Genomic DNA, 13,957 nt, shown 5'->3' with positions numbered 1-13,957 from the left:
CCGCACCTCCGCAGCAGACTCATGCCCCCCTCAAAGAATGGGGGGGCATGACTGGTTTTATTATGACACAGTCTGTTCGCTGGAATGACAAAAAAAAGGCATGGAATGATATTATTAGATATTCATATGTTCATTATTGCCTGTTATTTCCATGTTTTTTATCCTGTCATTCCAGCGAAAGTTGGAATCTATAGGAGGATATGGCTATTGAAATTTTCAAATGCGTTTGCCCTGCACTTTACTTCTATAAACATATTTTGGTATTAGTATATCATGGATAACCCGATTGTCGTCCAATATGAACTTACCTGCAAAGACGCTGCAGAGGCACATAAGGCCGCCAAAGACATCACTTATGAGCAAACGGTAGAGCTGCCCGTAGATTTTCCATTAAAAGAGGAAATAACGAATTGCATAACCGGCGCGATACGACAAATCGAGCTGATAGATAACGAGCGATATGCCGCTGAGATAGAATATGCCGCTGAAATCACCGGCTGGCAGCTACCGCAGTTATTAAATATACTCTACGGCAATATATCTATCAAGAATAATATTAAAATCATAGGTGTTGAATTTCCACGGCAATTTCTTGACAAGTTTAAAGGCCCAAACTATGGGGTCGAAGGCATCAGGGCGCTGATGGGTGTTTACGGTAGGCCGCTCCTTGCCACCGCGCTCAAACCCATGGGGGCGTCCGCCGCTGAACTTGCCGCAATTGCTTCTGCCTTTGCCCGTGGCGGTGGTGACATTGTAAAGGACGACCATGGTCTTGTTGACCACAGTTTTTGTAGCTTTAAAGAACGTGTCCTGAAGTGTCTTGAGGTAGTTGAGAGGGCTGCCGATAAGACAGGAAGGAGATGTTTATACATCCCTAACGTACTTGCCGGTTTCGATGACATAGAACGACAGGTGGAGTTTGCCGTCGGTCACGGTGCTGCTGGAATATTAATTGCCCCCTATCTTATTGGTCTGGATACGGCAAGGTACCTAGCCGCCAACTATCCTATTGTTGTAATGGCACACCCTGCGTTGACGGGGACGAATTTTCATGACCCGCGCCACGGCATTGCGCCCTCGGTGCTGCTTGGTACGATTTTTCGTCTGGCCGGGGCTGATGTATCAATTTACCCGAACGTTGGTGGCAGGTTTAGTTTTAGTTTAGACGAGTGTAGACGATTAAACAATGCCCTCCGCTGGGAACTTGGCGGCTTAAGACCGTCATTTCCTGCCCCTGCTGGTGGCATGGCCCTTGATAATATTTCAGAAATGGCGGCGCTTTACGGCCCCGATACGATTTACCTGATAGGCGGGGCACTGCACTCTCATGATAAAGACCTCTCTGTAGGCACACGCGTGTTTATGGATAAGATAGCTGAGTATTTCAGTGAACACATAGCAAACCCGGCCCCAAAATCCGGCACTGCCGTATCGTCATGTGATATAAATGCAGGCGGCATCACGGCGACAAACAGGCCGAATATCCATATTGTCTTTGGCGATGACTACCGCTGGGATGGCATAAAGCCAATGGTTTATAAATCCGGCGGCGAGTTTGATTTTAAAGACATCACAAGACACGAACTCGTTGGGAAAAACGGTGAGCTGGCAGATTTCGACCTGAGATATTTTGAAATAGGGCAGGGTGGGTATTCTTCGTTAGAGAAACATGTCCATATACACGTAATCATATGCGTCAGGGGAACGGGTACACTGATTTGTGAGGAGAACAGTTATGTGCTTCGGCCATTTGACATTGCCTATGTACCGCCGCTTCATGTACACCAGCTTCGCAATGACGGTTCTGATGGGGTGTTTGGTTTTTTCTGTATCGTAAATCACTTGCGTGATAAACCTCTAATGCCGACTTGAGCACCTCTGAGCCTTACATTAAAAGCTATCTTACATCCAAATCGCTTGTTCTACGGTATTTTTTATTCTCTCAGCTATTTTTGGGCCTATTTTGAATATTTTTCTTAAGTCTTCCTCTGATGCTTCAGATAAATCCAATATTTTAGTATAACCAGCTTCTTGTAATTTAGTTATCATCTTATCAGTAAGACCATAAGGATAGGCATTTGATTTTTCTAATTTTTCGATTCCAAGCGTTAGAATTTCAAGCTCCTCTTTTTCATTTAATTCTGGAATCTCTATTTCAAAAGAAGATGTTCTAGTCCAGATTTCCACTGGATCATTTTTTTCCAGCCAGTTATCGAATATTGCTTGTGTTAACCTTGCACCTTTTAATTCTTCTATAAGGTTGCATAGATTTACAGAATACCTTGTGCCTCTTCCTCCAGATTTCATTGCACGTGAAACCTCACGCCTGGAAATAAAGCCTGTATACTCCAATATTTCTAGAAGCTTTAAATATTTCTGTACTAAATCTCTGTGTATGATGACAGAATCTTTGTATAATGCGGTAGAGCCTTCTTCATTTGGGTCTTCTTTAGATGAACTGACACGTTTAAAAATTTCACTTGCTAAATTTTTACAAGGTTTAATTAAAGGTTTAAATTTACCAAGTTTAGGAGCAACTTCATCAAGCAAAGGCCAATAATAATTTTCAGCGAGGTAGATCAAGCATTCCCCAAGTTCTGTAAGCCCCAATTTCTCCTTATCGGCTAAAAAGCTGCAGGCTTTTATCAAAGCCCTCATATTGCCGACAACCGATCGTCCAAGAAAAGAGGCAATATTTGCTTCGGTTAATCCACTGCGTGGTGTAATTTTAGTTAATAGTTTGGAATATCGCCGCTTTATCACTTCAATGAAAAACTCTCCAAATGACTGAGACCTTTCATCTCTGATAATGTCAATGACTGTTGCGTCATTATAAACGTCAAAACGCTTGCCAAAATTTGTAACTCCAGGATAAATCGTTGCTTTCAGTGATACATAGTCACTTGAAAGTGTTCTGAAAATATCGAAGAATTCTTCTAATGGCTGTTCTCTACCTATATGAGCAACGTCATCTAGCAAGATAACAATCCTCCTATTTATAACAGAACATAAATAAACAAGTGATTTCTGCAGACTGGCTGCCTCTGCATCGGAATGAAAATCATATGATAGCCCCAGCTCATTTAACCTTTCCTTTACAGAATCTATAATAATACGACATAAAAGCTCTTCATACTGTTTACCTTCACTTCTTATAAGAGATATGTTTCGTAAGCTCTTGTAAATAGCTAATATATGTTCAACATTTATAATGCGGTTATAAGTTTCGATGAAAAGTGCACTTTTTCCACTGCCACGCCCACCTCTCAGTAGAACAGGACCATGTGCCTTCAGTCGCGTGATTATGCTTTGTTCATGAGCAGAAAAATAATGGTATTTAGCAAAAGAATCTTTGGGGCAATCTTCTGCAGCAAGGACTAACTCATTATCTATATTATCATCATCAATTATATTATTAGTCAATTCTGCCTCCTTTCTTCGATTTTCTGTCTCCTTTTTTCGATTTTCTGGAAATAGCCTATAGTCTCTTCCATATTCATATTACCAATTGCAATTGGAATGTTGTGGCTTATCAGAGAGATCAAAGATATCAGCTTGATTAAGTCCGATAACTTCAATTTAACGGTATCGCTGTCATAGAGACTTTCTGGTGAAACAACGAACTCCTGATGTACTCCTTTTGATAGAAATGAGTATAAGTTCATAGTATTTGTAAGAAATTGTCCATATACTGAATCTGCCTGTTTATCTATTGGCCCTTCCGGTACAGTAAAAAATGTATCTTGAATCCAATCACTTTGAATTTCTTTAACTTGAATATATTCAATACACTTAACAATAGCCGGTTTCCAGACGAGCTCATACATCGTAGGACTTAAGAGTGGCCTTCTTGGGTTTTTTTCGAGTTCGGTATCTTCTTCTTTAGTTGGTGAAATAATATCTCCGCTCCATTGGATTGAAAACTTATTTTTCTTATCGATCATATATTTCGGGTCTAATTGCTTATATCTAATAAAAAGTAATTTAAAAGGATCAATACGTGCTGCAAGTCCTGTAAAGGACGCTTCCATCAGCGCTCTTCCACAATATGGACCAATATTAGTTATATCTCTATCAGTCATTTCTATGTAATGAAAACTCTTATTGGTAAAAAACTCTATGTTATTTCCAATGTGCGATAGAATTTCATAAAGATTGTCCTTATGATTCAGTTCCTCATGTGGACTGTATCTACCACATATAAGTTTTTTCATTTCCTCCATGATCTAAAACATTGTAGTTAAATACCAAGCATCATGTCAATATAATATTATGTTTATACAAAATCACGATTGATTTTTTAGTTGTTATACAAATAGTTTACAGGTAATATGTGGATATCTATATCTACAAAAATGACTATCTTTTATGAATATTACATATTGCATTAGTAATTCTCTTGTATGACAATAATACGCATATAGTGCGTTTGCCATTTTTCCACAACTCGTCTCTTGACAACAGTATAGTTTTGATAGTAGAATCAAACAGTAGAGTTGATAGAATGGAGGTTAATAAATGAAGAGACTCATAGCATTGTTCCTGTTGTCGCTGGCATTGGCAGGATGTGTTGCTGCAATAGACCCGCGGCCTTACCCGCCGCCAATACTACCACCACCGCCTATTTATCCTGTGCCGCCACCGCCGCTTTATCCTGTGCCGCCACCACCATATTAAAAGGCGATGCTGATTGAAAACGACCCTCTGAGGAGCGTGAGCGCTTCAGGGGGTTTTTCGCTTGCGCACACATTTAGAGCGTACGTTGGAGTGTGCGATGGCGTATACTTCGCGTTTTGGTTATTAACACGCGAAAAATGGTAAAATAGAATGTTAAGATACTATTTATATGAAGATGAACTCATCAGACATCTGTATGTTAGATGCTATGGCAGGCCTGCTTGCCGACGGTTTTACCGGACGCGATATTGTGCGCTGGCACGCTATGAAGATTGACGCTGTTGTAAGGTCAGCGCTTCCCCAAACACACAGTATGGCACTATTTGCCATTGGCGGCTATGGCAGATGTGAACTTGCCCCATTTTCGGACATAGACCTAATGTTTGTCATAAACGACAGAAGTGATACAAACAGCGTGGAAGCCGTTTACTATAAGCTCCTTGAGCGCTCGCTGCCATTAAGCCACAGCGTCCGGACAATTGACGAGTGTATAGACGAACTCAAAAGAGATGTAATCACAAGGTCATCCCTGCTTGACGCACGTTTTCTCTGCGGCAGCCCGGCAATTGCCAAAAAATACCGTGAAATAGTTGAACCAGAGGTGTTTATAAAAGGACACAGGGATTTTTTCATTGCGAGACTTAAGGAAAATCAGAAGCGAACTATGAAATTCGGCAAATCAGTATATATGCTTCAACCCAACGTAAAGGAATCAGACGGCGGTCTCAGAGATGTTCACGAGGCGCTGTGGCTTTCAAAAATCGCCCTGCACCTGAAGTGCATCGAAGACATGTCAAAAATCCTGCCCCTGGAAGACTATAAAAAACTCCTCAAATCCTATGATTTTTTGCTGAGGCTGCGAACTGCACTCCATATTGTCAGCGCCAGGGCAAACGATATTCTGTCCTTTGACCTGCAGGAGGATGCAGCCAGGACACTTGGGCTGGGTGCATCTAAATATTTTCGGGCATCTGAGAGGCTGCTCAGATTTTACTATCTGAAGGCAAAGGCCATCAGAGAGATAACGGCCAGAGTAAGAAACATCGCCGGGTCGGCCTACGTAAGGATACGGCGCAAGTTCACTGTCTCCAAAATAAACGATACATTTTCCTTATCACAAAACAAGATTATGATTAACTCCACAGATGCACTGAAAAAAGAACCATCCCTTATACTTGACGCCTATCGTATGTGCAGCATCACCGGCAAGGATTTCACTACATTTCTCAGGGATTTCATAAAGAGACACCTGTACATAATCGGCAAAAAGACACGCTCATCGCCGCGCGCGGTGACCGCCTTTATCGACATACTCAAGGGCAGCCGCGTCTTTACTGTCCTGAGGGCTATGCACGATGACGGCGTACTGGACAGATTTATCCCTGAGTTTGGATTTCTCAGGTCATTAGTGGTATATGAGTTTTATCACGTCTATACTGTAGATGAACACACATTGTTTACTATCAAGGCGCTGGAGACGCTTGCCGAAGATAGTAATACTTTGCTTGGCAGGACTTATCATAATTTCCAGCAAAAACATGTCCTGTATCTGTCGCTCCTGTTTCACGACCTCGGAAAGTCCAGGGGCGCACTGCACTCAGCCGAAGGCTACAAGGTTATTAAACCCATCATGGAGAGATTCAATCTGAGCAAGTCTGAACGGGAAGAGGTGGAGTTCCTGGTAAGATACCACCTCCTGATGTCGCGCACGGCGTTTAACTCTGATATTGAGGACACTGAGGTTATTGCCGCTTTTTCTGATTCAATTAAGAATGAACGCTTGTTAAGTGCCCTTTTTCTTATCACATATGCTGATATGTCGGCAGTTAATCCAGATTTTTTCACCAGCTGGAAAAAAAACATGCTTGCAGACCTTTACAGAAGGATGCTTAAGTTCATGCGCGGCGTTAAAGAAGACACTTACCGGTATATTGATGCTTTTTTGGAAGAGGGAAAACACTTCCCTCCTGCCACAAAGCAGGCAATCACTGAGTTTATTGGCTCGCTTCCTGAGCGGTATCTGGCATCGGGAACACCTGAGACAGTGATAAAGGAATTTTCACTATATCTCGATTTCAAAAAATCCGGTTGTGCCTTTTCTATGGAAAAAAACAAGGACGACACACTAAGCATAACCATCATTGGCAGCGACAGACCGGGGCTTCTGTCCAGCATTGTTGGCGTACTGTCGGCAAGGATGTTTAACATAGTGTCATTGAGGACATTTAACAGTTACGATACGGGTTTTATCATCGACAGAATAGAAATAGCAAACGTAAGCTCACTGTGGTGGGATGGGCTTGATGACCTGCTCAGAGATGAGTTAACGGCTGCTGCCCTGGGCACAAAGACACCGGCAATCAGGCAATATCCAAATAAAAGCGCTATATTTAAGCCCATGCTGGAGCTGGATAACGAATCTATGGCGCAGTATACGATATTTGAGATCATGGCGTCAGACAGGGTTGGCCTTCTCTATGACATGACACGCATATTCGCTTCAAACTCGCTTAATATACTCATGGCCAGAGTAAACACTGAATCCGACCTGGCCCATGATGTTTTTTATGTGCTAAGCGGCCAGCACAAGCCGCAGTGTGATGAGATAATGAAAGTGATGGCAGGGCTATGGCAAACATTGAACTGAAAAAATACCTGAAATTTATAGTAATACTGGCCGTTTTCTACGGAATCCTCTTCCTTGTCCACTACCATGTCGGGCGCTATGCAAAGAATGCCCTGACTGTGGAGCTAAAAAAACTCTTCGGAGATAGTGTAGCCATAGATAAACTTCAAGTAAGCATCTTCCCATTACAGGGCAGCATAAATGGCCTGTCTATCAAGGATGAACAGGGAGCCCAGATAATAAAACTGAAATCCGCAACGGCCTATCTGAGAATCCTGCCGCTTCTTTTTAAGCAAATAACCATACAAAAACTCTATATTGACACACTGCTTTTGGATGCTGACAGCAAACAGTTAGACCAATTGATGAGGCAACTTAAAAAAGATGATAAAACCAAAAAACCCGCTCCTGCTGTCGAAATTGTCTCACTTGACATAAAACAATTCGCTGTCAAATTCAGAGATAAAGGACACTATTACACTGTAAGCATGGCTGATATGAAAGGGCAGCTCACAGCCCGTGAGATATGGGCAAGGCTGAACGATATATATTTTGACTCCAGCGCGTTAAAACATAAGCCTGCCGAGATACCGCACATTAACTCCATCACGTTTAAAGCAATAGCTGCCCCTGCAATGCTTCCCAAAGGGAATTCCTATCAAATCAGCCTTCTTTCTATAATGGCCGATGGCGCTGAAATCAGGGCAAAGGGGGATATCAGAGGCAATAAAATAGAACTCGACACAAAGGCCAATATAAAAATAGACTACCTGAAGCGGGTTCTTGGCCTGAAAGGTTCTGGAGGCGGAGATGTAAAACTCTCTGGTTTGCTGGGATATAACGGCACAGAGCCAAAACTCAATGTCTCAGCAGAAGGGAAAATCCATGTCGAAACACTGCTTGAACTCATAGGGGAGAAAGAACCCATATTCGGCGAGACAGACTTTAAGGGTAAAATCTCCGGCACACTAAAGACCTTGAAGGCAACCGGTGAGGCGTTTATGAAAAAGGGCGGGTTTTACGGGGTTGAAGTTGACACGCTTTCATGCGGCATTCTCTATGAAAACAATAAACTTAAATTTCACGATGGAAAGGCCAGACTCTACAACGGCAAGGCAACGCACGCCGAGGCAGTGCTGAACATGCCAAAAGTAAACCACTTCACACTGGATGTGGATGTCGAGGACATAGACAGCCCACCGGTATTTAAGTTGATAGATTGGGACCCTGGGGTTTCACAGGGCAAGGTCTCAGGTAATATCAAATCGGCTGGGCAGTATTTCAGTCCTGATGCTAAGTTTAAATTCATACGGTCGAAAAATGTCAAACCCAATGGTGCTGCTAATGTTATCGAACGCATAGACGAAATCACAGGCAGCGTCTCAGTGCGCGGCGATAACGTGACAATTCACGAGGCCAATATAAAAACCCCCCTTACAGAGGGCAAAATTAGCGGCACGCTAAACACAACGACAGACGCACTAAACTTACTGGGGGCACTCAGGACAAAAGACGCCGCAGATTTGATGAGGCCATACAGCGAAGACCTTCGCGGCGCTGGCACATATGAAGGTAATATCACGGGCACAGGCAAAAGCCCGCTGATAACCGGCACTGTGAGCCTGTCAAACGGAAGCCTGTTTGACATAGGGTATTTGAGCTCTAAATCATATATAAGATACGTAAAAGAACGCCTCTCAATTGAAGATGGCGTTGCTGCCCTAAATACCGGTACCTGTACATATAATGGTACGGCAGTGATGGCAAATCCTAAACATATCTTTGATCTCAGCAATCCGGTCCTCTCCATATCGGTAAATGCCAAGGATGTTGCAATCAGGGAACTGGCAAAAAAACATCCATCTTCCGTAATGGCAGAGGGTCTGGTAAATACATCGTTTAAGATTACGGGGACACCTGAGAGGCTAAGGTTTGACGGAGACCTCAATATCCCCGCGCTGACGGCATTGAAGACCCCTGTTGGGCGGCTTACGTCTTCGTTTATATACGAGGGCGATATCATAAAGCTGGGGAGCCTTACTGTAACAAGGGGAGGCTCAACAATCACGGCAGACATGAATATCTTGAAAAAAGGGAGACCGTGGCATGATGTAAAGGCCTTTTTGTACAATGTTAAGTCTCGAAGCTGCACTATGAACACTAAGGACACCCCGGTTGCCGCGCAGTTAGCCGAGTATTCAGTTGACGGGGCATTTGAGTGTGCCTTTAGCGGCGAGGGCAGCCTTAATTCTCCGTCGCTCACATTTAGCGCAGCAACAAAGGGGCTAAAAGTAAAGGGTATTAACATCGGGTCATCTTCAGTAAACGGCACGCTGCGTAAAGACAGCATAGAGCTGTCAGGCAGTCTGCTTGAGGGCAGGGTATCAGGAGATGGCAGGCTGTCATTGTCAAAGGCAATGCCCTGGTCTGCTAATATTGCGCTGAAAAAAGGTAACTACGAGACACTGGCATCTGGTTTTATGAAGGACCTTCCCCCTGAGATGAAACTCAACATAGAGGGAAAGGCAGCCCTCTCCGGCACAATGGACTCCATAGCCGGCACTATGAACCTGCCCGTATTTAATCTGTCCACCGGTGATTACACCTTAGGCAGCACCGCCCCTGTTGGTCTGTCTATCAACGGCAGGGCAGTAAATTTTAACTCATTTTCCCTTAAAAGCGGCCCGGCTAAATTCTCCATCACGGGTGGACTGGTAATCGGCAGGAGCTATAACCTCAAGCTCGAAGGTTCGCCGAAGTTAAAATTCTTTCAGGGCGTCTCAGAAAAAATCTCCCACCTAAACGGCGACGCCAATATCTCCATAAGCCTCGCCGGAGATTGGAAAGCACCCCAGATACGCGGAGATACTGAAATTAAAGACGGCTCAATTGGCTTTAAAAATGCCAAATACTATATCAACGAAATAAATGGCAAGCTGACCTTTGACAGCAACAAGATGGTCGTAAACGGCTTCACGGGAAAGGTCGGAGGCGGGACAGTATCAGGCGCCGGGGCAGTGAATCTCGATGGATTTCACATCAAACAGTTCTACATCGATGGGAAATTAAAGGATATGCCGCTTACAGACCCCGACGGCTTTAAGCTGAAATACCACGGCGATGTTACATACAGAGGAGACATGACTAAACAAATCCTCTCCGGCGCTATAGTGATTGACATGGCCAAATATACAAAGACAATCTCATGGCAGGATATGATTTTCGGCAACAACACAGGGCAGTCCTCCTCAACCAGCGCGTTTAAGGACACACAACTGAATTTATCAATAAAAGGAGACAAAAACATCTCCATAGATAACAATATCGCCGAGACCAGCCTCAAACTTGACGTAACCCTAAGGGGAACACTATCACAGCCCCTGCTTTATGGCAGGGTTACAGCCGCTTCTGGAAAGGTACGCTTTATGAACAGGGAATTTGACATAAACCACGCTAATCTCGACTTCCCCGGCACGGCAGATATCAATCCATACCTGAATGTTATGGCAGAAACTGCGATGAAAGGCTATAATATCAAAATGTTTCTGGATGGGCAGTTGAAACGGTTTAATCTGACAATGACCTCAGAGCCGAAGCTCAAAGAGGCGGACATATTAAAACTCTTTGCCGGGCCGGATGGCGGCAGCACAGCGGCTGCAAGCATCATAACCGGCAAGTATCAGAACATCGTAGAAGACAGAATCAAGTCCCTCACCGGCCTTAACCGCTTTGAGGTCAGCTCCGCGCAATCCGAGGACAAGTCCACGGTCACACCTCAGGTGACTATATCCAAAAAATTCCTCGACAACAAACTCAATGTCCTTATGACCAGCGGCACTACAAAGGGTGAAGTCATAAAGCTGGAATATAAGATAAACCAGAGTACCTCGCTAGTTGGCGAAAGAAATGAACTAGGGAGCCTTGGCGCTGATGTCAAGTTCAGATTCACGTTTAAATAAGATACCTTTCGCCTTATGTGTGCTGGTGCTCATGATATGCCTTCGGGCTGAAGCAGCACAACTGGCTACTCAGGCATTCGAGGCAGCAACAGTGTCTAAGATAACAGTAACCGGTCTTAGCCATATCGCTGAACAAGAGTTCCTCTACATGTTCGGCATAAAAGTGGGAGACACTATAGGCAGAGAATTAATAGCCAGCGGGATAAAGACGGCCTTCTTGAAGGGCTGCTTTAATGACATAAGGGTTTCTTACAAGGACGGCGGTGTACTAAGCATAGAGGTAATAGAACGCCCCGTTATTGAGTCTGTGGTGGTAGATGCCTCAGGGCCGATAAGTTCCAGAAAGCTCAGGGGATTGTTCACCCTGAAGGAAGACGCCGAGTTTCACGAGGCCCTTGTTGAACCGGCAGCAGCCGAACTCAAAAAAACGCTTGCAAAAAAAGGGCTTCCCCACGCCAAAATAAAGTCCGATATTATCAAAGGCAAAAAACCCGCAGGCGTTATAATCCGCCTGACAATAGACGAGGGACAACCATCGACAATCAAAAGCCTGGTGATTAACACCCCTGTTAACAATTCAGAACTTGAAAACATTCTGAACATTCGGGAGGGTGACCTATATGACAAGGATTATATAGATGAGGAGATAGAGAAGGCAAAAACTCTGATGATAAAAAAACTGCTCTATTTCAACCCTGTAGTCTCTGAAGGCGTCTTTGACGAAGCCACAGGCACTCTTACAATAAACATCGACCCAGGCAAGAAACTCGTATTGCTCTTCAAGGGTAACGATAAAATCTCCGCCGCTGCGCTGAAAAAGGAAATGCCGTTTGTCGAGTACGGAAGCGTAAGCGAAGACACAATAGATGAAGCAATAGACGCAATAGAGGCCCTATACCACAAGAGCGGCATTATCAACGTCAAGGTGGGATATGAAAGACAAGATAAACAAAACGAAATAGAACTGGTATTTTCAATAACTGAAGGAGAAGCCTATACCATTGCCGATATAGTATTTACAGGCGCTACACTTAATTTCGAGAAACTGTACGAGGCAATGCTGTCAAAAAAAGACTCCCCCTATAACCCCGACATAGACGAAGACGATGAGGATGCCCTTGTGAGCTGCCTCCACAACGAGGGGTACACTGCGGCAGCCGTGAAATCATATAAAGCTGAGATAAATGAAGGCCGTAAGTCAGTTACTCTGCACGTAGAAATAGACGAGGGCAGCCGACTTGTCATAAAAGATGTCAAGGTAGTGGGCACCCACGAAACAGACTCAGAACAAGTCCTCGCCGCTGCAGACATAAAGATTGGAAGACCATACGTAGAGACTGAGATATTTAACGCCCGCCAAACGGCGCTGACATATCTAACCCATCAGGGTTACGTGGAGGCAGACGTAAAAATCGAAAGACAAGGCGATTCCCCGGAAATCACAGTAATACTACACATCACCGAAGGAAAGAAATATTCATTTGGCGATACAATCGTAAGGGGAAACACAAGGACAAACTGGGAAGTGTTCAGGCGCGTATTAAAACACACAAAGGGTGAACCGCTGAACATGGCCGTAGTGTATGGTGAAATGAGAGAACTATACAAGACCTCACTGTTTACAAGCATAGATATTTCGGCAGTAGATGCCGGAGAAGGGGTGAAAGACATCGTATTCGATGTTAAGGAGGCGGATGCCGGTACGATTGACTACGGCCTGGGCTACGGTGACTATGAAGGACCGAGGGGATTTTTCGAGATCAAGTATATAAATCTTCAGGGTATGAACCGCCAGATTGCTTTTAAAGCGAGACTAAGCCAGATAGCCAGAAAGTTATCGCTGACGTATGATGAGCCGTGGTTTTTGGGCAATCATCTTCCCTTTAACGCAACACTGTTGTATGAGAGAAAGGAGGAGCGAAATCTTGACTCAAACACTGTACTCTACCGGACAGAAAAATATACATCATCGGTAGGCATAGGGAAGAACATTACTGAAAAACTCAAGGCGGCGTTGTCATATGAGTTTTCGTTGACTAACACATGGGATGTCCAGCCTGATGTTGTGCTGACAAATGAAGACACCGGCACACTGGCAATCAGCAGCATAGTCCCATCTCTGATATATGACGCCAGAGACAATCCATTTAATCCCACAAGCGGTATCCTGGCCGGGGCCACAGTCAAAGTGGCAAGCAAGGCGCTGATGTCACAGACGAATTTTGCAAAACTCTCCGGTTATGTAAACTTCTACCAGGGGCTGTCGAAGGGGCTGATACTGGCCCTGTCCCTGAGAAGCGGCATAGGAAAAGGATGGTCAAACACAGAGGATATGCCGATTATTGAAAGGTTCTTCCTGGGAGGAAGCACAACGGTGCGCGGCTACAGCCAGGACAACTTAGGTCCGAAAGGCTCAAGTGGTGACCCCACAGGCGGCAACGCATATCTGATGGGCAATGCCGAGATGCGCATCTCTGTCATAGATAACTTTGGGCTTGTAACATTTATTGACTTAGGCGATGTCTGGTCAAAAATCAGCGACTACTCGTTGAGCAGCCTTAAATACACGACCGGCCTGGGATTAAGATACATGACAGCGGCAGGCCCAATCCGGCTTGACTATGGATATAAGCTCAATCGGGGAAACAATGAGGGAACCGGCAGATTCTACTTCAGCATAGGGCAGGCGTTCTGA

7 protein-coding genes are annotated in these 13,957 nt (G+C 44.3%); 5 read left to right on the top strand and 2 right to left on the bottom strand.

Features of this window, described 5'->3' with window-relative positions; translation table 11 throughout:
- Window positions 1-273: 273 nt before the first annotated feature.
- A complete protein-coding gene (locus tag ASN18_RS00460) occupies window positions 274-1,872 on the top strand; it encodes a RuBisCO large subunit C-terminal-like domain-containing protein (RefSeq protein ID WP_085050628.1) in 1,599 nt (532 codons plus the stop codon).
- 30 nt (window positions 1,873-1,902) lie between these two features.
- On the opposite strand, the gene ASN18_RS00455 is transcribed toward ASN18_RS00460, so the two are convergent.
- Both ASN18_RS00455 and ASN18_RS00450 read right to left on the bottom strand, forming a co-directional pair.
- Entirely contained in the window at window positions 1,903-3,423 is a 1,521-nt protein-coding gene (locus tag ASN18_RS00455) for a helix-hairpin-helix domain-containing protein (protein WP_085050627.1), read from the bottom strand.
- Window positions 3,420-4,214 carry a hypothetical protein gene (locus ASN18_RS00450; RefSeq protein WP_085050626.1) on the bottom strand — a complete coding sequence of 265 codons (795 nt, stop codon included), beginning with the start codon at window positions 4,212-4,214 and terminating at the stop codon, window positions 3,420-3,422. Before ASN18_RS00450 ends, ASN18_RS00455 begins: the two co-directional genes overlap by 4 nt.
- A 304-nt stretch (window positions 4,215-4,518) precedes the next feature.
- Between ASN18_RS00450 and ASN18_RS17380 the strand changes: the two genes are divergently transcribed.
- The 4 genes from ASN18_RS17380 to bamA all read left to right on the top strand — a co-directional run bounded on the left by ASN18_RS17380 (window position 4,519) and on the right by bamA (window position 13,957).
- Complete coding sequence (locus tag ASN18_RS17380) at window positions 4,519-4,677, top strand: hypothetical protein (protein WP_236861400.1); 159 nt, start codon at window positions 4,519-4,521, stop codon at window positions 4,675-4,677.
- A 169-nt stretch (window positions 4,678-4,846) separates the two neighbouring features.
- Window positions 4,847-7,324 (top strand): [protein-PII] uridylyltransferase, encoded by a 2,478-nt coding sequence (gene glnD, locus ASN18_RS00445; protein WP_085050625.1) that lies wholly within the window; start codon window positions 4,847-4,849, stop codon window positions 7,322-7,324.
- Complete coding sequence (locus ASN18_RS00440) at window positions 7,306-11,262, top strand: translocation/assembly module TamB domain-containing protein (RefSeq protein ID WP_085050624.1); 3,957 nt, start codon at window positions 7,306-7,308, stop codon at window positions 11,260-11,262. The genes glnD and ASN18_RS00440 overlap by 19 nt, the downstream gene beginning before the upstream one ends.
- Window positions 11,234-13,957 (top strand): outer membrane protein assembly factor BamA, encoded by a 2,724-nt coding sequence (gene bamA / locus ASN18_RS00435; protein ID WP_085050623.1) that lies wholly within the window; start codon window positions 11,234-11,236, stop codon window positions 13,955-13,957. Before ASN18_RS00440 ends, bamA begins: the two co-directional genes overlap by 29 nt.

Source organism: Candidatus Magnetominusculus xianensis (assembly GCA_001541255.1).
Taxonomy (GTDB): domain Bacteria; phylum Nitrospirota; class Thermodesulfovibrionia; order Thermodesulfovibrionales; family Magnetobacteriaceae; genus Magnetominusculus; species Magnetominusculus xianensis.
This window is presented reverse-complemented; position numbering and strand designations above follow the sequence as displayed.